The sequence below is a fragment of the Pseudahrensia aquimaris genome, assembly GCF_042676045.1.
Taxonomy (GTDB): Bacteria; Pseudomonadota; Alphaproteobacteria; order Rhizobiales; family Rhizobiaceae; genus Pseudahrensia; species Pseudahrensia aquimaris.
This window is the reverse complement of sequence record NZ_JBHTJV010000010.1, coordinates 1-26,433: the sequence shown is the minus strand read 5'-3', so window position 1 is coordinate 26,433 and position 26,433 is coordinate 1. Positions and strand designations below refer to the sequence as shown.

The 26,433-nt window shown below is 55.0% G+C and carries 21 protein-coding genes and 1 pseudogene; 12 read left to right on the top strand and 10 right to left on the bottom strand.

Features of this window, described 5'->3' with window-relative positions; all coding sequences use genetic code 11:
- Positions 1 to 6: 6 nt before the first annotated feature.
- A complete protein-coding gene (locus ACFQ14_RS11935; RefSeq protein WP_377212981.1) occupies positions 7 to 3,237 on the bottom strand; it encodes a bifunctional cytochrome P450/NADPH--P450 reductase in 3,231 nt (1,076 codons plus the stop codon).
- 132 nt (positions 3,238 to 3,369) lie between these two features.
- Positions 3,370 to 5,010, bottom strand: a complete 1,641-nt coding sequence (locus ACFQ14_RS11930) for an ABC transporter substrate-binding protein (protein ID WP_377212980.1) — start codon at positions 5,008 to 5,010, stop codon at positions 3,370 to 3,372.
- Between the two features lie 429 nt (positions 5,011 to 5,439).
- On the opposite strand from ACFQ14_RS11930, the gene ACFQ14_RS11925 reads away from it, so the two are divergent.
- The gene (locus ACFQ14_RS11925) at positions 5,440 to 6,090 is read left to right on the top strand and encodes a hypothetical protein (protein WP_377212979.1); all 651 of its coding nucleotides are present in this window, start codon (positions 5,440 to 5,442) and stop codon (positions 6,088 to 6,090) included.
- 39 nt (positions 6,091 to 6,129) lie between these two features.
- Positions 6,130 to 7,743, top strand: coding sequence for a calcium-binding protein (locus ACFQ14_RS11920; protein WP_377212978.1), 1,614 nt, complete (start codon positions 6,130 to 6,132; stop codon positions 7,741 to 7,743).
- A 76-nt stretch (positions 7,744 to 7,819) separates the two neighbouring features.
- Here the strand turns inward: ACFQ14_RS11920 and ACFQ14_RS11915 are convergent, their stop codons facing one another.
- From ACFQ14_RS11915 to ACFQ14_RS11905, 3 genes are read right to left on the bottom strand one after another with little or no spacing between them, the layout of a single operon-like run.
- Entirely contained in the window at positions 7,820 to 8,590 is a 771-nt protein-coding gene (locus ACFQ14_RS11915; RefSeq protein ID WP_377212977.1) for an SDR family oxidoreductase, read from the bottom strand.
- Entirely contained in the window at positions 8,590 to 9,513 is a 924-nt protein-coding gene (locus ACFQ14_RS11910) for a dihydrodipicolinate synthase family protein (RefSeq protein ID WP_377212976.1), read from the bottom strand. The genes ACFQ14_RS11915 and ACFQ14_RS11910 overlap by 1 nt, the downstream gene beginning before the upstream one ends.
- Positions 9,514 to 9,515: 2 nt before the next feature.
- Positions 9,516 to 10,184, bottom strand: a complete 669-nt coding sequence (locus tag ACFQ14_RS11905; protein WP_377212975.1) for an aspartate/glutamate racemase family protein — start codon at positions 10,182 to 10,184, stop codon at positions 9,516 to 9,518.
- Positions 10,185 to 10,317: 133 nt separating this feature from the next.
- Between ACFQ14_RS11905 and hydA the strand changes: the two genes are divergently transcribed.
- From hydA to ACFQ14_RS11865, 8 genes and pseudogenes are all read left to right on the top strand, one after another.
- Positions 10,318 to 11,712, top strand: a complete 1,395-nt coding sequence (gene hydA / locus ACFQ14_RS11900; protein ID WP_377212974.1) for a dihydropyrimidinase — start codon at positions 10,318 to 10,320, stop codon at positions 11,710 to 11,712.
- A gap of 28 nt (positions 11,713 to 11,740) precedes the next feature.
- Positions 11,741 to 11,908: a hypothetical protein gene (locus ACFQ14_RS11895; RefSeq protein ID WP_377212973.1), complete on the top strand. Its 168-nt coding sequence runs from the start codon at positions 11,741 to 11,743 to the stop codon at positions 11,906 to 11,908.
- Positions 11,909 to 11,919: 11 nt separating this feature from the next.
- The gene (speA, locus tag ACFQ14_RS11890) at positions 11,920 to 13,809 is read left to right on the top strand and encodes a biosynthetic arginine decarboxylase (RefSeq protein ID WP_377212972.1); all 1,890 of its coding nucleotides are present in this window, start codon (positions 11,920 to 11,922) and stop codon (positions 13,807 to 13,809) included.
- A gap of 52 nt (positions 13,810 to 13,861) precedes the next feature.
- Positions 13,862 to 15,076 (top strand): saccharopine dehydrogenase family protein, encoded by a 1,215-nt coding sequence (locus tag ACFQ14_RS11885; RefSeq protein ID WP_377212971.1) that lies wholly within the window; start codon positions 13,862 to 13,864, stop codon positions 15,074 to 15,076.
- 46 nt (positions 15,077 to 15,122) lie between these two features.
- On the top strand, positions 15,123 to 16,292 hold the full coding sequence (gene nspC, locus ACFQ14_RS11880) for a carboxynorspermidine decarboxylase (RefSeq protein ID WP_377212970.1): 1,170 nt from the start codon (positions 15,123 to 15,125) through the stop codon (positions 16,290 to 16,292).
- Entirely contained in the window at positions 16,289 to 17,131 is an 843-nt protein-coding gene (speB, locus tag ACFQ14_RS11875) for an agmatinase (RefSeq protein WP_377212969.1), read from the top strand. The genes nspC and speB overlap by 4 nt, the downstream gene beginning before the upstream one ends.
- 553 nt (positions 17,132 to 17,684) lie before the next feature.
- Positions 17,685 to 17,981 (top strand): annotated as a pseudogene (locus tag ACFQ14_RS11870) (phage integrase central domain-containing protein); the annotation flags it as partial.
- Between the two features lie 21 nt (positions 17,982 to 18,002).
- Entirely contained in the window at positions 18,003 to 18,716 is a 714-nt protein-coding gene (locus tag ACFQ14_RS11865; protein WP_377213136.1) for a tyrosine-type recombinase/integrase, read from the top strand.
- A gap of 221 nt (positions 18,717 to 18,937) precedes the next feature.
- Here the strand turns inward: ACFQ14_RS11865 and ACFQ14_RS11860 are convergent, their stop codons facing one another.
- The 3 genes from ACFQ14_RS11860 to ACFQ14_RS11850 form a co-directional block, all read right to left on the bottom strand.
- Complete coding sequence (locus ACFQ14_RS11860; RefSeq protein ID WP_377212968.1) at positions 18,938 to 21,085, bottom strand: calcium-binding protein; 2,148 nt, start codon at positions 21,083 to 21,085, stop codon at positions 18,938 to 18,940.
- A gap of 175 nt (positions 21,086 to 21,260) precedes the next feature.
- Positions 21,261 to 22,511: a calcium-binding protein gene (locus tag ACFQ14_RS11855; protein WP_377212967.1), complete on the bottom strand. Its 1,251-nt coding sequence runs from the start codon at positions 22,509 to 22,511 to the stop codon at positions 21,261 to 21,263.
- A gap of 72 nt (positions 22,512 to 22,583) precedes the next feature.
- The gene (locus ACFQ14_RS11850) at positions 22,584 to 22,730 is read right to left on the bottom strand and encodes a hypothetical protein (RefSeq protein ID WP_377212966.1); all 147 of its coding nucleotides are present in this window, start codon (positions 22,728 to 22,730) and stop codon (positions 22,584 to 22,586) included.
- Between the two features lie 178 nt (positions 22,731 to 22,908).
- Between ACFQ14_RS11850 and ACFQ14_RS11845 the strand changes: the two genes are divergently transcribed.
- Positions 22,909 to 23,442 carry an RNA polymerase sigma factor gene (locus ACFQ14_RS11845; protein ID WP_377212965.1) on the top strand — a complete coding sequence of 178 codons (534 nt, stop codon included), beginning with the start codon at positions 22,909 to 22,911 and terminating at the stop codon, positions 23,440 to 23,442.
- 7 nt (positions 23,443 to 23,449) lie between these two features.
- Here the strand turns inward: ACFQ14_RS11845 and ACFQ14_RS11840 are convergent, their stop codons facing one another.
- Positions 23,450 to 24,019, bottom strand: coding sequence for a hypothetical protein (locus tag ACFQ14_RS11840; protein WP_377212964.1), 570 nt, complete (start codon positions 24,017 to 24,019; stop codon positions 23,450 to 23,452).
- 179 nt (positions 24,020 to 24,198) lie between these two features.
- Here ACFQ14_RS11840 and ACFQ14_RS11835 point away from each other — a divergent pair, with 179 nt between their 5' ends.
- Positions 24,199 to 25,362, top strand: coding sequence for a S8 family serine peptidase (locus ACFQ14_RS11835; protein ID WP_377212963.1), 1,164 nt, complete (start codon positions 24,199 to 24,201; stop codon positions 25,360 to 25,362).
- Positions 25,363 to 25,480: 118 nt separating this feature from the next.
- Here the strand turns inward: ACFQ14_RS11835 and ACFQ14_RS11830 are convergent, their stop codons facing one another.
- On the bottom strand, positions 25,481 to 26,023 hold the full coding sequence (locus ACFQ14_RS11830; RefSeq protein WP_377212962.1) for a tetratricopeptide repeat protein: 543 nt from the start codon (positions 26,021 to 26,023) through the stop codon (positions 25,481 to 25,483).
- Positions 26,024 to 26,433: the final 410 nt, after the last annotated feature.

The window sequence follows — 26,433 nt, the reverse complement described above, 5'->3', positions numbered from 1 at the left end:
GTGCGATTAGCTGGAGACCCAGACATCAAGCACATATTGCTCCTTGTCCATCATGGCATTGATCCACGCATCAGCTTCGTCCGCGCTCACGTCTTTTTCTTCAGCATACATGCGGGTAAGCGCACGGCGAACGTCTGGCTCCATATGACCGCCATCGCCGCAGACGTAAATTTTTGCACCAGCCTCAATCAATGGCCAAACTGCATCGCGCTGTTCCAGCAAAACGTCTTGAACATAGACCCGTTTCTTGGTTTCGCGAGAAAACGCAGTGTGAAGATCACACACTTTCTCTTTCTCCCAAGCCTGTAACTCATCGCGGTAGATGAAATCCTGATCGGGATGGCGACAGCCAAAGAACATCTGCGCTGGTCCCAGCTTCTCACCAGCCTTTTGCAATGCAGAACGCTCTTGAAGAAATCCGCGGAACGGCGCAATGCCGGTGCCTGGACCAACCATAATGATCGGCAGAGTCGGATCATCCGGCAAGGTGAAACCTGCGCTTGGTTGACGGATCGAGGCATAAAACGTCGTTCCCTCCGACATGCCCTCGAGATAGTTTGAACAAGTGCCCTTGAAGCGTCCATTGCCGGAGCGGGCATCGTCATCAACCACCGCCACTGTGACGGTGCAGCGGTCTGCCTTGTCTTTCGGCGACGACGAAATCGAATAGTAACGTGGGACCATGTTTGGGCAGGTTTCGAGAAATGCCGAGAAGGGCAATTCACAGGCCGGATATTCTTCCAATATGTCGAGGACGGAACGGCGCTTGTTCAGCACCTCAGCGATGTAACTATCACCGGCCAATGCCTCGATGGCGGGCTTGGACTTCGGACACTGTGTGTGTCGCGCCAGCAGGCCGACATCTTTGCGGCTTGCGGGAGCTTGCAATTCGATCATATCGAACAACAGCGTTCTTAGCGGAATGGGTGTGTTGGTCGGGAGCGACGCCTGGGTATCGCTGGACGTTGCCAGTTTGATGCGCCCGGCGGCTTCAAGACCAAGCCGCTTCTCAACGCGACGCACCAAGTCAGGCGAGTTTTTCGGCACAACGCTCAAATGGTCGCCCGCAGAATAACTCATGCCGGGTGCAAGCCGCACTTCAATGTGGCGGGTCGAGCGGTCGGATGGATGTTTTCCGGTCTTCGTGTGCAGTTCAGAATTGGAAACCACTGACACCAACCTTGCGCCCATCTGATTGACCAAAGGATTCTCGGCAACTTCCTGCAAAAACTCCACCTGATAGAGCGGAGCAGAATCAAGCCTTTCTGAGAAGTCGACATCCAGCCCAAGGTTCTCCCCAACGGCAGGCCACAAGCCGTCAAGCCAAGTTTGAAAGTGGTCCTCAATGGCCTCTTTTGCATCCCCTTCGCCCGGTTCACCCATCGGTGTTGCCCCCGCACGGCGAAGGTTCTCATCTATAATGCGCGGCGTTGCCTGGAAGGTTGCCGACCAATCGGAGTGACCGCATCCAAAGAGGCAATATCGAACGCCTTCCAGCGACCCGGTCTGCGCTGACTGCACCCATTCGACAAAGCGCACAGCATTGTCTGGCGGGGCACCGTTGTAGGACGCCGACGCTATGATAATCGCAGCATCCTTGGGCAGATTGCCAACATATTCATCTAGCGTTGCCAGTTCCACATCAAAGCCGTTTGAATCAGCAGAGCGTGCAATGTCGCGGGCAAATTCTTCAGTGGTGCCAAGATTGGAACCGTAAAGTACCAGAGCCTTGGTGCCATGCTTGGGTCGCTTAGCGGCCTGCAGATCAACACTTTCGTTGGCAGCCTCAAGCTGTTGACTGGGGACGAGTGTGCTGCGGGTCACATCATCGCGCAACCGCACTTTCATCATGAAACCGTCCGGCTTGATGGAAAGGCTCTCCTTGATCTTCAATTCGTAGTTGGTGTGATCGATCAGTTGGAAGCGCTGCAAAATCATGCCGATGATCAAATTGGCTTCCTGCATGGCGAACTGCCGACCGATGCAGGCACGCTGACCGTTGCCAAATGGTTTGTAAGCGTTGATCGGACGGTTTTTTACGGCTTCGGGCGAGAAGTGTTCGGGATCAAATTTATCGGGCTCGTCTCCCCATACCGCTTTATCACGGTGGAGCATCAGGCTCAGGACGGTTACAAATGTGCCCTTCTTCAGTTTGTATTTTCCGCCAATGACTTCATCTTCGTAAGGATAGAGACCAAGCGCCGGTGCCGTTGGCCAGAGGCGCAAACACTCCGACAAAATCTGGTTGATATAGGTGAGCTGATTGACCTGCTGCATGGTTGGTGGCGCGGAAATATCACGCCCTAGGACTTCGTCCACCTCCCGGTAGGCTTTTGCTAATACATCGGGATTGTTGAGCAGATAATAGAGGGTGAACGACATGAGGCCGGATGTCGTTTCATGACCCGCGATAAGGAAAGTGTTGATCTGATAGCGGATGTTTTCATCCGAAAGGCTCTCGCCCGTCTGCTTGTCGACGCCGGCCAGCATGTAGTTCAGCAGGTCTTTTTGGGACGTGTCGATCACACCTTTGCGGCGCTCGCGAATGATGTCATCGACCAACGTGTTCATGAAGCCAACGTCTTTTTCCATCTGGGCCAAACGCTTGCGCAGAAGCGTGTCCTCAAACGGCAGGCCACGCTGCATCATGCAGGTTTCCAACGTGCGATTGAGTGCATCAATGAACGGGTGATAGTCACTGCGGTAGAAGGAATTGAAACGATAGTTGAAACCGCAGATGCCGATCGTATCCAGCGCAACCGCTGTCATGTCATGGACCACGTCGATCTGATCTTCGTCGTTCATACGCTCCCATTTCGTCACCAATTGATTGGCAACGTCTTGCATCATGGGCATATAGTTTTTCATTGCCTGACTACTGAAGGTCGGCAGAAGAATTCGATGCGCTTTTTCCCAGTTCTTGTCTTGAGTGTCAGCCGTAAACAGGCCGTCACCGCCGATGGCGCGGACACGCCTTAACGAACCACGAACGGCCTTGTCGAAACGGGTTTCGTCGCACAATTCGTGAACAAGATCTGCCCCGGAAACGATGACCAAGGGCGTTCCCATCATATCCAAGCGCATGATGGGACCGAGTTCCCGCGCCATTTCCATCAGCCCCTGAAGCGGCTGATTGGAATCGATTGAGAGCATGTTCCCGATGAATGGCTGCTTCTTCGGGGCCGGAATACGTTCGATGGAAATGGTCTTTACCCCTTCGTTTTCCTTCAGGAGCAAAGTTTAGTCAGACAAGGGCGTTCAAGGCAATGGATTAGAGCGTCCGATGAGTGCGCTGAGCGGCACCACAGAAAAAGTGCATGGCCCGAACCATATTGCGGGCCATGCGATGAGTGGTGGGCACGTCGGTGATCAGGCGGCGAGTCCCAGTTTTGAAACATTAATTTCAAAAGTGGGATGCATCTGCGCACCAATGACGTTTGGCTTGTGGTGACGATAAATCGAACGCCAGTAAGGCTGTATCACCACGCCTTCGTCCTGCATGATTTTTTGCAGTTTTGCCATCACGGTGCGGCGCTTGTCGGCATCAGCAATCGCGAGTGCCTCGGCCAAGAGGCCATCGAATTCGGCATTGGCGAAGGCGCTTTCGTTCCACGCCTCCCCTGTGCGATAGGCAAGCGCCAGAACTTGAACACCCAAAGGCCGTTGCGCCCAATCGGTCGTCGAAAGTGGATACTTCGTCCAATCGTTCCAGAAAGTAGCACCCGGCAGAACTGTGCGTTTCACTTTGATGCCGGCGTCTCTCAACATGCCTGCAGCCGCATCAGAGGTATCCTTGCGCCACGTGTCGTCGATCGAAATCAGGTCGTGTTCATAGTCGGCCATGCCTGCCTCTTCCATCAGCGCTTTGGCACTTGCCGGGTCGAAGGTTGGCGCTGGCAATTCAGCGTATTCGGGGTGGATGGGCGAAACGTGGTGGTTCTCGCCCACTTTGCCGTTGTTAGAGAAGCCCAACTCCAGCAACACCTTCGGGTCGATAGCCATTGCAAGAGCACGGCGAACACGGGCATCGCCGTAAACTTTTTTGCCGCCAACTTCCGCTGACTGATTAGGCCGGATGACCACAGTGTTGGCGGTGACAGCTTCCGACTTGGTCCACTCGCCCTCGTCGAGCAGCACGATGAATTCACCAATTGATTCATAAATCATATCGACCTCCTCACCCTCTACAGCGGCAATGATGCTCGCCTGATCGGTGCCAAAATCAATGAACTCGATCCGGTCGAGATAAGCGCCCTCGCCCCACCATTTGTGGTTTTCGTTCTTCACAAGAACCGCTTTCACGCCCACGTCGAATTCTTCAGGCATGTAGGGGCCGGTGCCGATTGGGTTGTCCAACGGATCGCCGTTAAAGCTCTGATGGACGATGGCAGCGGGATAGTCCGCAAAACCGGGTATCAAAGTAATGTCAGGATTGTTGAGCGACAATTTCACCGTTGCATCGTCTACGACCGTAATCGCGCCAGCGCGGGCGGCTTTGGTGGCTTCGTCGATAAGCGAATTCATTCGCGAGGCCATCGAATTGCCTTCCACGCTCTTGTCGCACCAGCGTGTGATGTTGAAGGCCACATCCGCCGCGGTGAATGGATCGCCATTGCTCCACGTCACGCCAGGGCGCACTTTGAGCGTGTATTCGGTCGCGTCGCCGTTCACTTCCCATCCGGCCAGCAGCATCGGCTTGAATGTACCATCTATTTGGTACTCGACCAGATATTCCAGATAGCCGCGCGTGAAATTAGACATTTGTGGCCAGTCATAGTTGCGCGGATCCTTCAGACCCTTAACAAGCGATTCAATTCGCAACGTTCCCCCGGGTTTGATGGTATCAGCAGCCTTGGCCGGCTGCGCCATGCCGATGAGGCCGTAGGCTGCTGTAGCGCTTACACCAAGAGCGGTTGCGCGCGTCAAAAACTCACGCCGTGACAGCGTCCCGCTCTCAACCTCCCTAGCGTAAGCGTGAGCGGCTGGGTGGACGGTTTTGCCAAAGATCATAAGTGTCTCAGTTCCGGTTGGGTGATTTGGGCGAAGCCTGTGCAGCTTCGGGCAAGTGTTCACGCACTACACGGGCGATAGAGCGTGCGATCAATGGACAAGACGAGAATTCAGCGCTTTCGGGGCAATATGCCCCAGTCGGCTAGACCGCGCTTGGCGCGATCCCAACGCCGCACTCCGATCCAGGATGGATCAGCCCCGCTGCAACATTTTTGCATCTGGACTTGTCGTTAGTTGCTTGAGATTGCCGGACCGGCCACGCTGCAGCGGCTTTCAATCAGTCCGAATTTTCGATGTTCGCCACGCAAATTCCGTCAACTTACGCTTGGTTAGGTATTTGCGTATTGGCCGTGCTAACGAGTCTTTCTGCGGGCGCAGCGATTTCAAAATAATCAATTTTCAGTTTTGAAAATTATTGGAGAAATATTCATGACAATCAATATTCTTACATCCACCGGCGTGGATACGGATCACTTTTTTCCCGGTCTGCGTGGTGGCACTTATACTGTACTAACAACCACTGCGGGCAGCTTTACGATCCAGTACAATCTTGACGGGTTGCCGGGCCAAGGGCTCGTCGTTGAATACGTCTCTTTGGCCAATGATTTTACCTATTCAGGCACGACGCCCACAGGCGGATCGTTCACCACGCTGAACTTGTTTGCCGCTGACGGTGTGACAAAATTGGGCGAGTTTCTCGGTACGAATTCGCAAAGCCTGCTGAATTTTGCTGCGGCGGGTTTGAACGACGATCTAAATTTGAATGGGCAAGTTTTTACCGGCAATGCCGGAGACGACGTTTTCCGCAATCCCGAGAACAGCGGCATCTACATTGGCAATGCAGGAAACGACACCTTCGTGGTCGGCAATAACATGAACTCCAGCCACGGCGGTCAATTTCATGGCAGCGCGGCTGATGGTTCGGGTGGCGCAGGCGAAATCAACACGATCGAGTTGGTCGGTGGACGTCTTCTAACGCTGAATGGCTCTGTTGTGACCGACATCGATGCGCTGATCTACAACAGCACCCTAGATTCGCGCATCGAGGCGTCTCTGAGCCCCAACGGAAACAACCTTTGACTGACCACTACTGTCACCGGTGACGCTTACGACAATCAATTGCAGTTCTTTCAGTTCGGTTCGACCATCGACCTGTCCGGCTTTCAGTTTGTAAACTGGACCGCTGGGCAAGACGAAGTCGGCATTTATGGCACATTTGGTGCGGACACTCTGATCGGCAGCAATGTTGGTGACATCATCTTGGGTTACGATGGTGCTGATATCATGGTTGGCAATCTGGGTGATGACATTTTCCTGCTCGACAATCCGTCCGCAAACATCGCGCAGATTCATGGCAGCGCAGGGCGCGATTTTATCTCGGGCCGTGGCGGCGATGGGCTGGACATTATAGATGGCGGCGAGGGTGCCGACACGATTGAGGGCGGTAACGGCATCGACATTATCGATGGTGGCAATGGCGCTGATACTCTGCGCGGCAACAACGGTGCTGATACGATTGATGGCGGTGCGGGCAACGACGTCCTATACGGCGGCCTTGGCTTCGACTCCCTAGATGGAGGAGCCGGGAATGACGTGCTCGACGGTGGTATTGGCTACGACATGATGGTGGGTGGCCTTGGTAACGATACCTACTTCGTTGATGCTGTTCAGGACGTTGTTTTCGAACTGGCAGGCGAAGGCTACGATTCCGTCATTTCGACTTTTGACATGACTTTGGAAGACCATTTCGAGGAACTTCAGCTAACTGGCGCTGCACGAATTGGCACTGGCAACGACGCAAGCAATCGGCTCGTCGGCTCTTCCTCAAATGATACTCTCTACGGCCTGGAAGGCGACGACGAAATGTTTGGCTCAAATGGTGCTGACACCATGTTCGGCGGAGCGGGCAATGATACGTACTTCGTCGATGACGTAGGTGACATGACGGTCGAACTTGCCGGTGAAGGCTATGACCGCGTGTTTGCCAACAGTTTGGCATCGTGGACTTTGGCAGAAAACGTCGAACGCCTGACTTTCCAAGACAGCGGCAATCATACGGCAACCGGAAATGCTTTGGATAACCGTCTCGACGGCAACGCTGGCGATGATATCTTCGTTCTTGATGCTGGCGGAGCCGATGTGTTTTCCGGCGGACAAGGCCAAGACACTTTTGATGCTCGGGCCGGAACGCAAGGTGTCAATATCGATTTGCTAAGTGGCACTCATGGTGGCGATGCGGCGGGAGACTCATTCTCATCAATTGAAGTGTTCTGGGGTTCCAACAGCATCTCCGCAGGCGATGTTATGCTGACGGGCGCGGCGCGCGCAAAGTTCTTTGGCTTCCGGGGCGACGACATTCTCACAGGCGGGGCTACGGTCGATTACCTTGATGGCGGCGTCGGGAACGACACTCTTAACGGCATGGGTGCAAGAGACGGTCTTCGTGGTTTCACGGGCGATGACATTCTCACTGGCGGATCAGATCGCGATTATTTCCAGTACGTGTTCGCGGGTTTCGACCATGATACAATCACTGATTACCAAGATGGTCTCGATTATCTCAGAGTGTTTTCTGCTGTGGCTGATGAAGTCTCTGACTTCACAATTGCGGGGAACGGGACGTCGTCAGTGATGCTCACTCTCAACGATGGTACAACTGACAACACCATTACGATCAATGGTGACGGTGGTTCAAATGTAACAATCGATGCGGGTGATTTCTTGTTTTATTAAACGCGTGGAAATCAGTCGAGGCAGACCAGTGCCGCGTTTGAGCACAATCTGAAGCATCGCCAACGAGCAATCCAGATCAGATTGACTTGATCGCGCCTCCGTCAATCCTGATGCGTGAGCCAGTGACATAAGATGCCCGATTGGAAGCGAGGAACGTTACCACGTCGGCAAATTCCTGAGGCTTTCCGTATCGACCTGCGGGGATCGTGGCTCGGGATTTTTTGGCAACTTCTTCCACCGGCGTCTCGGTGCGCTTGGAAGCTGCTGCGTCCAACTCGTCCACCCGTTCGGTGTGAATGCGACCAGGCATTACCACGTTGACGGTGATGCCGTCGCCTGCGACTTCGTTGGCGAGTGTCTTAGACCATCCAACGATTGCCGAGCGAATTCCATTGGAAAGCGCGAGGTTTGGGATCGGCTGCTCTACGCCCGAAGAGGTGATCGAAATCACCCGCCCCCATTTGCGCTCTTTCATGGCGGGCAGAAGCCGGTTTGTCAGATGGAATAAGTTGGCCGCCATCGCTTCAAAATGCGAAATCCAATCTCCACGGTCAGCTGATTGCGCGGTGCCGGGAGGTGGACCGCCACCATTGTTAACGATTATGTCAACGCCACCATCTTGCAGCAACTTATCGACCGTCTTATCCACGGCAGTCAGATTGCTAAGGTCAAGCCGCACCGCATGAACACCATCCATACCAACGGACCACGCTTCGATCTTGTCGACGCTGCGAGCGGCTGCAAACACGATTGCGCCTTCCGCAGCCAACCCTTGCGCGATGGCTTTGCCAAGGCCGCGACTTGCACCCAAGACGAGCGCTCTTTTGCCTGTGAGTTCGAGATCCATCAGTTCAGTTCCTTCAATCGTTTTTCCTGCCGCTTGATCAACAGATCAACTTCGAGGCGCGCCTCGCCACTCAGTTGAGCACCAGGCTTGCGCAATGTGTCATGGGCGATGATGCCCCGCTTGGCGAGCGTGTATTTGCGAACCGCCAGCCCCAGACCCGGTTGTAATTCGTAGCGGGCGAGCGGCAGATAAGCATCGAACAGATCGCGTGCGCGTTCCGCATTGCCCTCGCGGGAAAGCCTAACCACGTCAATCATCATTTCGGGATAGGCAAATCCCGTCATCGCGCCATTGGCTCCGCGCGCCATTTCTTCGGGCAGGAAAAGCCCGCCATTGCCACACAAGATCGAGATGCGGCGATCCAACACGCCCTCTTTGCGCAGGTAAGAAATCTTCTCCAGGCCTGGCCAGTCCTCGTGTTTCAGGCAAACACAGGTTGGCAATTCATTGACGATTTGTGCGATCACCTTTGGCGCAATCTGCACATTCGTGGCGAGTGGGAAGTCTTGCAGGACGAAAGGAACGTCGCCGATTAACTCCGCGATCTGCCGATAATAGGAGACGATGGCATCGTCGGTTTTCAAATATCCCGGCGGCGCGACCATCACAGCAGCAGCGCCCAAATCCATGACGCTGTTTGTTAGCGCTTCAATCTGCGCAAACCCTGGGGCGGATACGCCCACAACAACAGGAACGCGGCCCCTGACACGTGCCAAAATGCGGCCCACTACGTCTGCGGATTCCTCCACCGTCAATTTCGGCGCTTCGCCCATCATACCCAAAACGGTCAGTCCACTGGCACCGGCATCGAGATAAAAGTCGACCATGCGGTCGCAACTTTCCATATCGATTGCGCCATCGGGAAGGAAAGGCGTGACTGCAATCACATAAACGCCAGCGGCCTGTTCAGTTAGTCTTGTCATTGTCATTTCCCCTCTAGCGCCTTTTGCAAGGCCACACGTCCGATTGCCATGGCAGTGGCTGCCTGACACGGCTCTATCACTGGTATGCCCAATTCCTGTTCCAGCCTCGCGCGATAAGCTGTCATGCCAGCGCATCCCAAGATCACCACGTTGGCCATCGCTTCATCGCGCAGGTTTGTGCCAACTTGAACGAGGCGTTTCCATGTGACCGTTTCGTTGGCCAAATCTGCAACACCCAACTCCAAGGGTCTGTCGGCAGCCAAGCGGTCCATAACGCCCATCGCGCCGACATAGCGCATGTGGCGGGGGATTGAGGCGGACAAAATGGAAATGATGCCGAACCTTTGCCCCATCATCATTGCAGTGAGTATCGATGCTTCGGCAATGCCAATCACTGGATGGGATGATTGCTCTCGCAACGCAGCAAGGCCAGGGTCGGAATAACAGGCGATTACGAAGCCCGAAGCCTGAGCCTCCAGCGCCGCGCAATGAGCTAGCAGAAGGGCAACTACTCCATCCACATGCGCCTGCGTTTCGATGCCCGGCGGCCCCTCAGTAAGCGTGCACGTTTCAATGGGTACAGGGCTGGCCGACCGCATAGGGTCAACGGCACGGTCAATGCCAACGGTTACTTGCTGGCTGCAGTTTGGATTGACCACAAAAATCGTCATACCCGCTCTCCTGTGTCACTGAAAACCTTTGCCACGCTATTGCGTGCGAGCCAACTGCGGCCAGCATCTTTCCAAAATGACACAGCCCTTTACAAATGCCATCTTCAAAGCCCAGCGAACGAGAACCGGACCGATGACCCAAGACAGTTTCGATACGATCATCCGCAACGGCACCGTGGCGGCCGCCTCCGGCATGGGCGTCATGGATATTGGCATTTCGAATGGTAAAATCGCGGCACTCGCTCCCAGCCTCGCTGGCAAAGCGCCTTCGCAGATCGATGCCAGCGACCACTATGTCTTACCCGGTGGTGTGGATACCCATTGCCATATCGAGCAGATTTCGGGCGCTGGCCTGATGAACGCCGACACCTTTGAGACGGCGACGCGATCAGCCGTGTTTGGCGGAACCACATGCACGGTTTCTTTTGCTGCCCAACATCCAGGCAACCGAATGCGCGATGTTGTAGCGGACTACGCCAAACTCGCTGAGAAAGGCGCTTTGATCGACTACGCTTTTCACATGATTGTTGCTGATATTTCCGGCGAAAACCTCAGGACAGATATTCCAAAGCTAATCGCGGATGGCCACCGCTCCATCAAAATTTTCACGACATATGACAAGGTTCGACAGGATGATCACGCAATCCTCGACATCATGGCGGTCGCCCGCAACGAAGGGGCACTCGTGTGCATCCACGCCGAGAATGATGGTCTGATCCGTCACATGACGGACCAGCTTTTGGCACAGGGTAAAACAGCGCCGAAGTATCACGCAGCTTCCCACCCCCGCGAGGCAGAAATCGAGGCCATTGATAGAATGTGCCGCTTTGCGCAATTCACAGGGGCACGGGTGATGATCTTTCATGTTTCCACCCGCGAGGGGGCGCAGATCATCCGCAAAGCCCGCGCCAACGGCGTGCCTATCGAGGCTGAGACTTGCCCTCATTACCTGCTGCAAACAGTGGACATTCTTGAGAGGGAAAACCCGGCGCGGTTCATGTGCTCACCCCCGCAGAGAACCGCTGACGATCAAGAGGCCCTTTGGGAAGCGTTGGCGGACGGCACACTGCAGCTCATAACGTCCGACCACGCGCCCTACCGAATGGACGAAACCGGCAAATTCGCCAACGGAGCTGACGCCCCATTTAACCGCATCGCAAACGGACAACCCGGACTGGAAGTACGCCTGCCGCTGATGTTCGATGCAATTGTTTCAAGAGGCCGTGGCAGCGTTCAAGACTTCGTTCACTGGACATCAACCGCGCCAGCAGAAGCGTTCGGTCTTAGCAAAAAAGGCAGTATTGGGGTGGGCTTTGACGCCGACATAGCGATCTGGAACCCGACCGCCACCCGCACATACGGTGCGAACGATCTGCATGACAATGTAGGCTACAATCCTTACGAAGGCACCACGATCATGGGCTTTCCCGTTACCACTATCGCAGGAGGTGAAGTTGTCATGACCGATGGTCGTTTGATCGGCTCGCCCGGACGCGGAAAACGCGTTGCAATGGCGGCTCAGCGGTGATGATCTCTCGTTGTCAATGCGATGGCGGATGAGCCAAATTGTCCGTTTGAAACCATCGACCAAATTAAGTGTTGTTGTTGGCGCTCGTTTGGATGTATCGGAGCGCAGTTCAGTCGGACAGGACCAAGCGGCGCTTCTTTGGCAGCGTAATCCCATCGGCTTTATCGCCTATTTTAAAGACTACTTCCCAAAATGAGGATGGTTGCATTGGCCCACACCGCTACCAGTTTCGATAAAGTTTATGGTATTGACCGTTGGGGCAAGGGCCTCATCACGGTTTCTGCTGATGGCGAAATCGCCCTGCGCGATCCCACCAAGGCTTCGTCCAAGGCAGTCAGTCTGCCGGGAATCTTGAACAATTTGGAGCAACGCGGGATCGCGACGCCGATCTTGCTGCGGGTTAATTCGTTCCTCGGAAACGAAATCCGTCACATCAACGAGAGCTTCAACGAGGCCATCAACAAGACCGGATACCAGGCGCCCTATCGCGGTGTTTTCCCGATCAAAGTGAACCAGCAAGCCGACGTGATTGACCGGATTGTTGAGTTTGGACGCCCCTATGATTTTGGTCTGGAAGCAGGTTCCAAGCCCGAATTGGTGATTGCGCTGGCCCAACGCTTGGCGAAAGACGCGCTGATCATATGCAACGGGGTGAAAGATGCTGAATTTGTGCGGCTCGCTATCCTCTCTCGCCGCCTTGGCTTCAACACGGTGATCGTTCTTGAGAGCCCGAAAGAAGCGGAAACCGTTGTGCAGGTCACTAGAGAATTGGGCATTGAGCCGCTGCTCGGTGTGCGGGTGAAACTGACCAACAAGATCGGTGGCAAATGGCAGGAAAGCTCCGGCGACCGCTCGACGTTCGGCATGAACACGGACCAGTTGCTGCATGTCGTTGATCGGCTGAAAGAAGAAGACCTGCTCCATTGCCTGAAGCTCCAACACTCGCATCTGGGCAGCCAGATTCCGGACATCATCGACGTACGGCGCGCAGCGGCAGAGGCTTGCCGCTATTTCGTTGAGCTTACCCGCGAAGGCGCTGATCTAACCCACTTGGACCTCGGCGGCGGATTGGGTGTCGACTATACGGGCGAGAAGCGGGCCAACGAGAATTCGATCAACTACACGGTGGAGGAATATTGCTCCAACCTTGTTGAAACGGTCGCCTACGCGCTGGACGAGGCGAAGGTAGACCATCCTATTTTGGTGACGGAAAGCGGCCGCGCCGTTGTAGCAACGTCTGCAATGCTGCTGTTTGATGTGCTGGAGAGCACCCTTTATGACCATCCTGAAGCACCAGAGCCGCAGCCAGACGACAACCATCTCGTTTCCGACTTGGCAGCCATTTCAGGCTACCTTGTTCCTGATCGGCTGCAGGAGTGTTGGAACGATGCCACATTTTACCGCGACGAATTGCGAGCACTGTTCCGCCGGGGTCAGGTTAATCTGCGCCAGATGGCGAGGGCCGAACAGATCTACCTGTCGCTCATCGCCCGCATCAAAGAGATGGTGGCAACACTGGACGATGTGAGCGAACTGGAAGAGCAATTGGAGCAGGTGGCGGACGTCTATCACTGCAATTTCTCGGTGTTCCAATCGCTTCCAGACGTTTGGGCCATCGACCAGATTCATCCGGTCGCACCGCTGCAAATGCTCAACGTTCCGCCAGATCGCCGGGCGATTCTGTCGGACATTACCTGCGACAGCGATGGCAAGCTCGACCGTTTCATTCTGGCCGACGGCTTATCGCCTTCGTTGCCCGTTCATTCTTTGCCGAAAGACCAGCCTTACTATCTGGGCGCGTTTTTCATTGGCGCCTATCAGGAAACACTGGGCGATCTGCACAACTTGTTTGGCGATACGAACGCTGTAACAATTGACCTGCGCGATGATGGCGGCTTCGACCTGCTGCATGAGCAGGAAGGCGACACGATTGCAGAAGTTTTGTCCTATGTGGAATACGATCCATCAGATTGTGTCGCAGCATTCCGCAAAATGGTGGACGAAGCCATTTCCGATGGATCGGTTGAAACCAGCGAACGCAAGACCCTGATGGGCGCGTATCGCGATTCAATCAACGGCTATACCTACTACGAATAAGTCGGCTTTCGACCGACATAACTGATACGAACCAGACGCCAAGGAGCGCAAAATGCAGGGAAAAACTCTTGTTGTCGGAGCAGGCGGCGTGAGCCACGCAGCAGTGCACAAAATGGCGATGAACGCCGGGATTTTCACCGACATCACCCTCGCCAGCCGAACGAAGTCGAAATGTGATGCGATTGCCGCAAGCGTGTTGGAGCGCACGGGCGTGACGATTAAAACAGCCGCGCTCGACGCAATGGACGTGGCGGCAACGGTTGCCTTGATCAAAGAAACGGGCGCGGAATTGCTGGTGAACCTTGCCCTGCCTTATCAAGATCTGGTGCTGATGGATGCCTGCCTCGAAGCCGGGTGCCACTATATCGACACGGCAAATTACGAGCCTGAGGACGAGGCGAAATTCGAGTATCATTGGCAATGGGCCTATCGCGACCGTTTCAAGGAAGCCGGGCTGATGGCTGTGCTCGGCTCCGGGTTTGATCCAGGTGTGACGAGCGTTTTTGCTACGTGGTTGAAGAAGCACAAGCTGAAGACCATCCGCCAGATCGACGTTCTGGACGCCAATGGTGGTTCAAACGATCAAACCTTTGCCACCAACTTTAACCCCGAAATCAACCTGCGCGAAGTGTTGCAGGAAGCCCGCCATTGGGAAGGCGGCAATTGGCAAACATCGCCTGCGATGACGCACAAGGTGGAGTTCGACTTTCCCGGCATCGGGCCAAAAAACATGTACCTGATGTATCATGAGGAGTTGGAAAGCCTGACCACGCACTTCCCCGAAATCGAACGCGCGCGGTTCTGGATGACATTTGGCGATGCCTACATCACCCATGCCAAGGTTCTGGAAAATGTCGGCATGACACGCATCGATCCTGTGATGCACAACGGCGTTGAAATCATCCCAATCCAGTTTCTGAAAACCCTGCTTCCCGATCCGGGCGACCTGGGCGAGGAGACGAAGGGCAAGGCTTGCATTGGCGACATCGCGACAGGTGATGCCTTGGACGGGTCCGGCGAGAAGACGTTTTACATCTACAACATCTGCGACCACGAGGAGTGCTACCGCGAGGTTGGCAGTCAGGCCGTTAGCTACACAACGGGCGTGCCGGCCATGATCGGCGCGGCGCAGATTCTCACGGGTGTGTGGAAAGAGCCGGGTGTTTGGAACATGGAACAGCTGGATCCTGACAACTTCATGGACATGCTGAACACTCAAGGCCTGCCGTGGCAAGTGCATGAGCTGAACGGCCCAGTCGAATTTTGATGCAGCGCGGCTGGCCTATCCAGCGCGGGCAGTTTGGAACCAGACAATGACAACGATGATGACCACGCAGGCCGGGGACGCTGGCGCTTTTGAAGGCTTTGACCTTCACCGCGTTCCTTCGCCCGCTTTCGTGGTGGACGAGAAGGCGATCGAGCGCAATTTGCTAATTCTGGCTGACGTCGGGCAACGCTCAGGCGCGAGAGTGCTGTGCGCGTTGAAGGCGTTTTCGATGTTTGCGGTCGCGCCGCTGGTGCGGGAACATTTGCACGGCTCTTGCGCCAGCGGGCTGTATGAAGCGCGGTTGGCGCGAGAGGAATATGGCGGCGAAGTCGCAACTTTCTGCGCCGGATACAAGGAAAGCGAGATCGACGAGATCATCGCCCTCTCCGATCACATCGTGTTCAACAGCCCCGCTCAGAAAGACCGTTTTATCGGCAAGGCTGCTGCCGCCGGCAAGCATATCGGGCTGCGCATCAATCCGGAGCATTCCGAGGGCGAGATTCCCAAATACGACCCATGCGCGCCGTGCTCGCGGCTTGGCTCGCCCGTCAGCCAGTTGACGCCCGCCATCATGGAAGGCGTCGACGGCCTGCACATGCACACGCTGTGCGAACAGGGTTTTGAGCCGCTGGAGCGCACTTGGGCGGCCATTGAGGAGCAGCTTGCGCCCTATATCGGCGGCTTGAAATGGCTCAACTTTGGCGGTGGCCACCACATCACACGGTCGGACTATGATCGCGACGCGCTGGTTGCGTTCCTAAATGGCATCCGCGAGAAATATGGCGTTGAGGTCTATCTTGAACCCGGCGAAGCGGTTGCGCTCGATGCCGGCATTCTGGTGGGCGAAGTGCTGGACCTTCCAATGAATTCCGTGAACCTCGCCATCGTCGACATTTCCGCGACCTGCCACATGCCCGACGTGATCGAGGCTCCTTACCGGCCCGCCATGCTGGGCGAGGCGGAGCATGGCCACACATACCGTTTTGGCGGGCCGTCGTGTCTGGCAGGCGACGTGATTGGTGACTACACGGTCAAGAACGCGCTGAAAGCGGGCGACCGTTTCGCGTTTCTCGATCAGGCCCATTATTCGATGGTGAAGACCAACACGTTCAACGGCGTCGCGCTTCCCTCAATCGTGTTGTGGAACAGCGAGACGGACGCGCTGCGCGTTGTCAAACAGTTTGGCTACGAGGACTTCAAGGAACGGCTGTCGTGAGCGTTTTTCTGGACAGTGAACTGACCGTAGAAGAGCGCGGCGCAGATGCGAAGTTTCGCGTCATACCAATGCCGCTGGAGCGCACCGTCTCTTACGGCGCGGGCACGGCCAAGGGGCCGGATGCGATCATCGAAGCGTCAAACGAGTTGGAACGGCTGTGCATGGGCATCGAGCCTTGCGCCCGCGGTATCCTCACCGAAGATGCCGTGGATTGCACGGGCGCCTTGCCTGACGTGATGCAACGTCTGGCAGCGCGCACGGAAGCGGCGGTGAAGGCAGATGCTATTCCCGTGACGCTTGGCGGCGAACATTCTCTCAGCTTTGGGGCGGTGACGGGCGTGATGCGGGCGCTGGGACAGCCTGTCGGCATCGTGCAGATAGACGCGCACGCTGATCTTCGCATTGCCTATCAGGGCGAGCGCCATTCCCACGCTTCGGTGATGCATTTGCTCGCTGAGCAAGGCGTGCGGCTAGCACAATTTGGCGTGCGGGCGCTGTGCGAACAGGAAGCCAAAAGCCGGATCGTCAATAAGGTGTTTCATGTGGACGCCGAAGAGCTGGTGACAGGCAATCTCCATGCTGTCGATTTGCCGGAAGACTTCCCCCGTTGCGTCTACGTCAGTTTCGATGTCGATGGTCTCGACCCATCACAAATGCCTGCAACTGGCACACCTGTGCCGGGTGGACTGAGCTATTATCAGTCGCTTCATCTGGTAGAACACGCATTAAAGGGCCGTCGCTGTGTTGGTTTGGACGTGGTGGAATTGGCACCCGATGGCAACCCAGCCTGGGATTTCACCGCAGCCCAGATCGCCTATCGGCTGATGGCTCTTTGCTAAGCGAGAGATGCAAAGTGAAGACCGAAGGTGTCTCGAAAACTCGGTGCAATTCAGTCGATCCGCATTTTGTAACTCGAAGTTTTTTCGCAATATCAACAACATCACAATGGCGGACAGACATTCCGCCATTGTGATGTTTCATCCTATTTCGCAGAATATCCTCTAGTCTCAAATATGTGCTAGAAAGCTTTGTTTTCCAGTGTTTCTGCTTGGCACCTGTTTCATTCTATTCCAAATCGTCCTATCCAATCGCGCGAGTAATGTGGGGCTGGATGTGGGTTTGGTGTATGTGCCCAAACAGTTAGTCCCGAGTGTGAGAGAGAATCATGGATCTCAGCGATGTCAAAGCGAGGCGCATCTCGCCAGACGATAAACCGATGCGTGCCGGAGGCGTCAGTGGCCTCTGGTTGCATCCAGCAAAGCGAAAGGGGCACGGCAAGTGGACCCTCCGGTTTGTTTCTCCCGTGACCGGTAAACGCAGGGATATGGGCTTGGCACATATCCCGAAATATCCATCGTTGCCGCTCGTGTTCTTGGCTTAGAAGCGCGCTCGATGATCGCTCGGGGGCTCGATCCGATCGATGAGCGAAAGATCAACAGCTCGCATAGTTCGAGTGCGTCTCATTCCGGCCCACCCTGCCCCACTTTCTCCGAAGCTGTTGAAGCGGTGTTCCTGGAAATTGCGCCAGGGTTCAAAAATGCGAAACATCGCGCCCAATGGATTTCTACTCTGCGAACTTACGTCATCCCCCACATTGGTTCGCGGACGGTTGATAGCCTAACGGCCGCGGACTTCGCAGATGTTTTGCGACCCATTTGGTTGCCAAAGCCGGAAACCGCCAGCCGTGTTCGACAGCGCTGTGACAAAGTTATGAAATGGTGCGCAGCTCGAGGATATGTAATCGCAAGCCCCCTGCCCGTTGTTGATGCGCTTCTGCCAACCCAGCCGGGAAAGGCTGAACGCGTCGAGCATCAACCCGCTCTGCCTTGGAGAAATATTCCCGAGTTCGTTGAAAACGTTCTGCTGTCGAAACCACAGAACCATCTTCTGCCAAGCCTAGGCAAACGCGCTCTGTTGTTTCTTCTCCTCACAGCAGCACGATCTGGCGAAGTTCGCGGCATGACTTGGAGCGAAATTGATTTCGACAGCGCCACTTGGACCATCCCGCGAGAACGGATGAAGGCCAATCGACGTCACCGTGTACCTCTAAGTCACCAAGCAATTTCGATCTTGCAACAGCAATGGGAACTATTGGACAGGAGAAAGAAACACCAAGACGATAGCTTGGTGTTTCCATCAGCACGCGGTTCGCAGATCAGCGATATGACGTTGACCAAGATCTTGCGTGACCACGATGTGCCCAGTGATGTTCCTGGCCGCGCGGCCACCGCCCATGGAATGCGATCATCGTTTCGAGACTGGGCATCAGAACAAGGCTTTGCTCGAGAGCTGTGCGAGCGCGCTATCGCTCATACCATACGAAATCCAACCGAGGCCGCGTATCACAGGACTGATCTCTTGGAAGAGCGGAGATCCATGATGACAGACTGGGCAGATCACTGTGTTGGACGCCAGTCCGGCTGACAGAAAATGCAGTGGTCCTTGAAAGCAGATCTTCAGAATTGCTCATGATATGAACAAAAAAGTCGAACTGGCAGCTATTGGGTAAGCGGCCGTTCGCTAACACCTAATTGTGTGGCTGACAGCACTTGAAGCCGCCATTCAGTTTTCATTAGTTGACACCAAGCCGGTGAGATCCTCACCGGCTTGCCGTTTGGTCGTCGTTTCCGTCTCGCAATCCGGGATTAGAAGAAGAAAAAGTCTCCTTCATCGATGATTACGTTGTCGCCATTGACACCGTTGATGGTGATGGTGTTTGTCGGGTCGCTGTCCAGCGACAGGGTGACCGAGCTTGTGCCATTGTTGGTGATGGTGAAGTCATCGAGTGACGACGCCACGCCATTTGTCGGATTGTTCCCGGTGAAAATCTTGAAGAAGTCCAACTCATCCTGAAAGTCGGTGATCGTGTCCTGACCGAACGCAGCTCGGACGTAAAGGAACTGGTCCCTACCATCGCCACCCGTCATGATGTCATCGCCCAGATCGCCCTGAAGGGTGTCTCGACCAGCCATTCCGTTGAGAACATCCTCGCCAGAACCACCGCCAAGGAAGTCGATGGACGAGCCACCTGTAAGGGTGTCATTTCCGCCGAACCCGCTGAACTTGGCGCGAGCTAAACCGGTGATCATCGTGTCGTCTGCCGTGTTGGAGCCGAAGAACTTCTCGATGGAGGCGAATGTATCACCTTCGGCATCACGGCCGTGTATGCCGGTTTCGAGGTTGATATCAATTCCGTTAGCTGAGGAACGGGCGTCGAAGGAGTCTTCGCCCCCACCGCCGGAGAAAATGTCTGCCCCACCGGCATCAATGACGAATTTGTCCAGCCCGGCATTGCCCGCGAACCTGTTGTCCAACTCGTTGCCACGGCCGGTATGGTTGCCTGTGTCGGTAAAGTTTAGCCTTTCCAGATTGGCACCGAGTGTGAAGCTCGCCAGATCGGTGAAGACCTGATCGAAGCCTTCGTCCGTCAATTCCGTGATCACATCGCTTGCATCGCTGACGAAGTAATTATCGTTGCCGGAGCCGCCGACCAGCGTGTCTGTGCCCTCTCCGCCGATGAGGACATCTCTGCCCGCGCCACCGTAGAGCTCGTCAGCACCCTCGCCACCGTCCAGTGTGTCGTTGCCTAAGCCGCCGAACAGCATGTCATTACCGGCAAGACCGTTGACCACATCATTGCCGCCGAGCGCGTCAATGACATCATCGGCTGCGCTACCGTTGATAAAGTCATCACCTTCTGTGGGCACAGATGATGGGAACAATTCATCGATTGTGAATGTTCCGTCATCGAACTCTATGAGTTCGATATTTGTGAGCAAATCTACATCGCCGTTCAGGCTGGTTACGCTCAACACATCCGATGCGTTCAGGTCGAAGGTAAATGTGCCTTTGTTGCCAGCGAAGACTGCCGTATCGGTGTCTTCACCACCATCGATGATGTCGTTGCCAGCGCCGCCGGTGATGGTGTCGTCGCCCTCGCCGCCGAATAGCACATCAAGGCCATTGCCGCCGTCGATGATGTCATCGCCATCGTTGCCTTCGATTTGGTCCCCGGTCCGCGACCCGACCAAGACCTCGTCGTCTTCATCGCCAACAATAAAGAACGTCTGTGGGGTCGCGTTCGCGCCGTTTAACCCCAAACCTGTCAGGTCGATACTGTCCAGTTCACCCATTTCGATGGTGACCTCAAGCGTGCCGGCTCTTCTGGTCTCTACGGATTCGAATTCGCTGATCTGCACGTCGGTAAGCGACACAAAATAATTGTCGACGTTTCCAGCAAAATTGAGCCGCTCGAAACCTGTGATCACGGTTTGGGTAAAATCGTAGGTACCAGAGCTGAACAACTGAAACGAGTCACGGTCGCCTTCGCCCCCATCGAAGATCGAGCCTACAAGTTCTGGATCATTTATGGCACCTCTGAAGAACGTAATCCTATCGTTTCCTGCACCCCCAAGGATGGTCACGGGGGTGTTATCACTCCCGCCGAAACTACTCCTCACTTCAATCCGGTCGTCGCCCGCGCCTCCGTCAAACTCCGAAAAAACCGTGCCGGGTTCAAACCGAATTCTGTCCACGAAGTCGGAGCCGATGATACGTTCAATCGATGTCAATGTGTCGCCTTGGGCATCACCGCCCGATACAGTCGTGGTCCCGACCACGATCCCTGCTGCTGATCCCGAGTAATCCGCCGTGTCGAAGCCGTCGCCGCCATTCATCTCGTCGGCGCCTGCGCTGCCCACCAACGTGTCATTGCCGCCCAACCCGTTGAGGATGTCATCCTCTGGGGTGCCGTTTAGAATGTTGTCGTTGTTGTTGCCATTGATCGGATCCATTGGACTTTTCCTTGTGTCATCTGATGTGATTTCTAAGGGTTGGTCGGGCCAGCATTGGAAAGGTTCATTTTTTGGAGAAATTTTTTGGTCCGACGTGAAGATCTTTTTCGAGAGGCATCATAAGCGAGCCGGGATGGGGCCACCGCGCCTTAGGCGGTGGCCCGCTTTTGTGCGCTCAGATCAGAAGATCGAACTTTGTGTCTGCGAACTGGAGTTGCTCGACATTGGTGAGCACATCACGGCCTTCATCGCCGTCGGCCACATTGATGTCGCGCACGGTGACCGATCCGTTTTCGTTAAAGGTGATGTCGTAATCAGCAAACACACCCAGATAGATCGCGACATCAAAGTCCGCGCCGCTGGAACCGGTGATGGTGTCGTTGCCCGCCCCGCCGCAGATAATATCGTCTCCATCATTGCCATTGATGGTGTCATCGCCACCGGCACCGTCAATAATGTCCGCCTCAATCGTACCGGTGATGGCTTCATCCGCGTCCGTCAGCACAACATCCAGCGCCTCTGTCGCGACGATGGAAAGCTGCAGATTACCGCCATTGGTATAGGTGATTGCAACCAACCCATCGTCCAGCAACGTCGCCTGCGGAACGCCGATGCCGTCGCCGAACTGGGTGTCGACGGTAAAGACATCCCCCAATTCAACGCCATCGGCATCATACCGGCGGCCAAGAATGCGGCTTTCGCCATTGTCGGTGACAAAAAGAACGACAAAGCCACCATCGTCGAGCGCGAGTATTTCCGGCTCATCGTTGAAATCGATGACGCCCTGCGTATTAAACACCACCCGCGTTTGGGTATCCAACGGCGTGCCGTCGGCCTCAAAAACCTGATAGACAACATCGCGGTCGCCATTGGGGTCAATGGCCCGCATGCTCACGACAAAGCGCCCGCCAACCAATGCCGTCACCTGCGGTTGGGACACAAGCTCTCCTCCCTCAGGGTCTATTTCGAACCGCGACACTTGGGTGCCGTCAGGTGCCAGTATGTCAACCCGCAGCTCTGTGTCGACGGACGACGCCCCTTGACCATTTGTATCAAGTACGACCACGCGATTGCCATTTTCCAACAAGGTCGCGTCATGCAAGCTGTCAGCGTCTAAGTTCGTGGGGACCAGAACGGCTTGCGGCGTTGCTGTGTCAAGTTCCGTAAAGGTCGTCAGCCTGCGCGCCGGGCCCTCATCAACCTCATCAAGAAGCGCATGCACCGCAAGATCATCTATCGTCGTCCCGCTGATTGACGGGGCGACGTTGCCTGCATTAAAACCTGCGACCGTCAATTCATGCGAGATGTCATTGGTTGTGGCCCCAACCCCGTCCAGAATGGAATAGGATTGCACCTGTACGGTATTGTTTGTCGCTGTGTAGGCAAGAACCAGTTTGTTGTCCTCGACAGCTTGAATTTCAAGCACAGTTCCTGACGCAAGATTAGGCGTGACCAGCGTCCCTTCGACCCCGATCGTGTTTCCAAACTGATCATATTGCTAAAAAAGCACCTTACCCGCGATCCGGCAGACAATGACAAAGGTGCCATCAGACAACTCCGTGATCTGTTGGCTGTTGCTAGTGGCCCCAGGAGATGCGTTCACCTGCTGGCGGTCGAATGCGACTTTTGGAACGTTGATTGTCATGATGCTTCTCCTGCTCAATTTTAAGCGGTTTTGAACCGCGTTTGTGATGCTTGGTCGTGTGGGAGAAGCGGAGGTTCAAAAAAAATCAATGCTGATCGAAATTAATCGGCTGGCCCGATTTTGATTCAGAGGCTATCAATAAGATGCCCCAACCAAATCCCGTCCTGCCAAAACCCAGATGCACACTGATGATCCGCACCTGATCGGCCGAATAGCGGCTGGTGACAAAGACGCGATGCGCGTCTTTTTCGAGAGCCACGAAGGCCCGCTTTTGGCGTTTCTGAAAGGGCGTGGTGCTGATCCTCAGACGGCTGATGATGTGATGCAGGACGCGATGCTGGAAGTTTGGCGTTCGGCCAGTAAGTTCGCCGAACGATCCAAGGCCAAGACTTGGCTTTTCGCCATCGCGCGCAACAAACTGATCGACCGCCAGCGCAAATCGTCAAGAATGAGCCTTGTTGAAGACGTGCCCGAAATCGTGGACGAAACGCCCGATGCGGAAGCGGTCATGATATCGGCTGCAGACACCGAGCGCGTTCGGACTTGTTTATCCAAGTTGAAGCCCGATCACCTGACCGCTATCCGCCTCGCCTTCTATGAGGATATGTCCTACGCGGAAATCGGCGAGATCGAGGGCGCGCCAGTGGGCACGATCAAAACACGCATCTACCATGCCAAAAAGCTGCTTCTGTGGTGTTTGGGAAGGCGTTGAATTGGGCCTATTCGCTTAGAATTTCACTGATCAGGTTCGGCTGCTGCCGCAGCGCAGCCCGCGCGGCCTCTCGACCTTTTTCGTCGATAAACTCCACCCGATAGACACCAATCGCTGAAGGGCCGTTTACGATCGTGCCCTCAAGTTCATACAACACCGCACTGACCTGTGCGAGCGATGCGCCATCCGCAAAAACCACTTGCAGCGTCGGCCCTTCTGCAACCGGCGACGCCATCGTGATGGGCGTTTCTTGAGAGGTTAACAAAGGCGATGCGAAAAACTGCCAGCACACGACAGCCGCTGCCGCCACGCAGGCGGTTTGCAGCAAGGATAGGCGCATCGGTTTGTTATCGTTGGCGGGCTTGCGAGCATCAGCATCAATCGCGCTGGAAAGCTTGTTCCAACCACCAGTCTGTCCATCAGCTTGTTCAGAGGCGAACACAGTGCGAGATGCGGAAAGAGCTGCAACTTCGGCAGCGAAATCCGCATCGTTCTCAACCAACGCCTGAAACTTCTTGGTTTCATCGGTGGTAAGCCGCCCCTGAAAATGCGCTAGCAGCAAGTCGTCTTTATCCATTTCGATACCTCTAGAATCGCCCTTTTCCACGATGACCTTGCAAACGGTTGCCCACAACTGCCACGCTCTCATGGGTTTAGACGTAATTGAAGCAAAAGGGTTCAAAGATTTATTTGAACCCTTTTACGACTCCATACGACCAAAATGAAAAACACGCTGCAAGAATAGAGAGGCTGGCCATGATCGGTAAGGACATGAAACGACAGGTTTCACAACTGGCGCTGGGTTTGGCATTGGTTGTGTCAGGGGTTGTGTCAGGTTGTACGGGTGCGGACGTGGGCAATTCTGGATCGGGCTCAAATGCGCCCGCTCTGCAGGAAAACGGGCGAGTCTACTCACTCATAGCAACGGCGGAAGGAACCGCGAGACTGCGCCGGGCTGCAGCAGAACTCAACTATACGGCCGGCGAAGACATCCCTCTGAACGGCTTAAACCTGGTTATGGTACGTTTCGATCTGCCAGATGATGTTACGGGCGCGCAGGCAATTGCAGCTTTGGAAGCTGCGGACCCAGCATCGACGGTGGGCGTGAACCACGCTTATCGCTTGCAAAACGAGCCACCGGCAAACAACCGGCGCAATTTTGCCAACGCTATGCTGAAATGGCCTGCCGGTGGATGCCCTGCTTTGCGGCCTGTTGGAATTATCGACGGCGGTGTGGATGAGAACGCCCCCGCCCTTTCTTCAGCGCGCGTAACAAATCGTAATTTCGGGTCGGGGAGCGAGCAAAGCCGCCGCCACGGGACGGATGTGGCAAGCGTGCTTGCAGACCCGTCGCGTCTGCGAAACCTCAGGCTCTACAGCGCCAACGTAATTTCACAGGATACAACCGGTCAGGATGCAGCTGGCGCGGCCGCCATTGTTCAAGCAATTGACTGGCTAACCCAACAAGACGTCAAGCTGATAAACGTCTCGTTAGCTGGACCACGAAACAAGTTGCTCAATCTCGCCGTCAATAACGCCAATAGCAGAGGTGCGATACTCATTGCAGCTGCGGGCAATCAGGGCCGAACTGCACCACCGCAATTTCCTGCTGCGTTCTCTCAAGTCATCGCCGTAACAGCAGTCGATGCCAAAAAGCGGGCCTACCGTAGAGCGGTGCGGGGCGCCCATATCGACATTGCTGCACCAGGGGTTGATGTGTTCGTTTCTTCCGGCTCCGGCGGACGGTATGTGTCGGGAACATCGATCGCCGCCCCGTTTGTCACGGCCAGTCTCGCCGTCATGCGCGGGGCAACGCCATCAGCCTTATCGAGCGGCAGCGAAGACCTTGGCTCCCAGGGAAAGGATCAGGTTTTCGGCCACGGTTTGCTTCAAGCTGACAGCCTTTGCACATTGGGCTGAACCTAACGGGTCTGCAGCACCGACGAGAGCACCTCAATCTAACACAGAACAAAAAAAGCCCCGCAAGCTCAACCAGCTTGTGGGGCTCTGGTTTGAGAGCGCTTGGTGCGCTCGCGTCTTAGTATTCGGTCGCTTCTCCGCTGATCGCCTTGGCCAGCGATGCGTAGGCCCAGGTATCGCTGCCGCCGCGTTTTTCGATTTCAGCAAGCTGGTTTTTTGCACTCGTAACATCACCGGACGAAATGAAAGCCTGTCCCATATAGGATCGAACAAGAATGTAGTCTGGGTCGATTTTCAACGCCGCCTGATAATAGGACATTCCTTCCGCAACACGTCCTGCCTTGCGGTTGGCAAAACCTTTATAATTCAGGATGCGCGGGTCATTCGGATTGGCGGCAACGGCGAGTACTTTCAGCGCATTGTCGAATTGTCCGTCATAGGCAAGCTCGCGTGCAGCGGTGTAAACCTCGTCATCGGACAGCATACCACTTTGCGGATTGACACACTTCTTTCTTTTTTTGTTCCAAACTTGACCCTTCTTGCACACTTTAGTCGTCTGGGTTTTGGTCGGCGGTTTGGTGCTGTCAGAGCCAGCAGCAAAACTGCTGAACGTAATGGCGGATGCTGCAAGAGCTGTGAGGCAAACATTCAAAATTCTCATAGTCGTTCTCCTTAGTTTCTTAGCTTCAGTGCTTGCCTCGTTCACAATGAGGGTGCGTTAGTATCTCAGTGACAAAATCGTCACGCTTCATCGGCGGAGCAAGCATTCATCTAAAGCGGGCCGAGCGGTGGTATGTTCCAAGTTCGGAAATCGAGCACTACGCCCGCTTCGAAGATTGGTCGTATGAAGGAACAGAAGGGTTCAAAATGAATTCAGAGCGGCCGTTCATGATGTCTGATAGGATCGTTACAATTCCCATCAGACTTAGACATCGACTTGGCGCAACTAGGTGACAGTATGGGGGGAAGCGGATGGTGTGGATGGCTCCTCCACCGCGGCGTCTAATTCGCCATAGTGCAGTTTTCATCACTGTTATGAAGGAGCCACCTCATGCAGATTATCACGATTGG

Bases quoted from the DNA above. Each gene is read 5' to 3' on its own strand.
- ACFQ14_RS11915 (WP_377212977.1), bottom strand. From the start codon at position 8,590: ATGGATCTCGAACTCACAGGCAAAAGAGCGCTCGTCTTGGGTGCAAGT.
- ACFQ14_RS11840 (WP_377212964.1), bottom strand. From the start codon at position 24,019: ATGGATAAAGACGACTTGCTGCTAGCGCATTTTCAGGGGCGGCTTACC.
- ACFQ14_RS11925 (WP_377212979.1), top strand. From the start codon at position 5,440: ATGACAATCAATATTCTTACATCCACCGGCGTGGATACGGATCACTTT.
- ACFQ14_RS11830 (WP_377212962.1), bottom strand. From the start codon at position 26,023: ATGAGAATTTTGAATGTTTGCCTCACAGCTCTTGCAGCATCCGCCATT.
- ACFQ14_RS11850 (WP_377212966.1), bottom strand. From the start codon at position 22,730: ATGACAATCAACGTTCCAAAAGTCGCATTCGACCGCCAGCAGGTGAAC.
- ACFQ14_RS11835 (WP_377212963.1), top strand. From the start codon at position 24,199: ATGATCGGTAAGGACATGAAACGACAGGTTTCACAACTGGCGCTGGGT.
- ACFQ14_RS11910 (WP_377212976.1), bottom strand. From the start codon at position 9,513: ATGACAAGACTAACTGAACAGGCCGCTGGCGTTTATGTGATTGCAGTC.
- ACFQ14_RS11845 (WP_377212965.1), top strand. From the start codon at position 22,909: ATGCACACTGATGATCCGCACCTGATCGGCCGAATAGCGGCTGGTGAC.
- ACFQ14_RS11885 (WP_377212971.1), top strand. From the start codon at position 13,862: ATGCAGGGAAAAACTCTTGTTGTCGGAGCAGGCGGCGTGAGCCACGCA.
- ACFQ14_RS11930 (WP_377212980.1), bottom strand. From the start codon at position 5,010: ATGATCTTTGGCAAAACCGTCCACCCAGCCGCTCACGCTTACGCTAGG.
- ACFQ14_RS11865 (WP_377213136.1), top strand. From the start codon at position 18,003: ATGAAATGGTGCGCAGCTCGAGGATATGTAATCGCAAGCCCCCTGCCC.
- ACFQ14_RS11895 (WP_377212973.1), top strand. From the start codon at position 11,741: ATGAGCCAAATTGTCCGTTTGAAACCATCGACCAAATTAAGTGTTGTT.
- hydA (WP_377212974.1), top strand. From the start codon at position 10,318: ATGACCCAAGACAGTTTCGATACGATCATCCGCAACGGCACCGTGGCG.
- ACFQ14_RS11905 (WP_377212975.1), bottom strand. From the start codon at position 10,184: ATGACGATTTTTGTGGTCAATCCAAACTGCAGCCAGCAAGTAACCGTT.
- ACFQ14_RS11860 (WP_377212968.1), bottom strand. From the start codon at position 21,085: ATGGATCCGATCAATGGCAACAACAACGACAACATTCTAAACGGCACC.
- nspC (WP_377212970.1), top strand. From the start codon at position 15,123: ATGACAACGATGATGACCACGCAGGCCGGGGACGCTGGCGCTTTTGAA.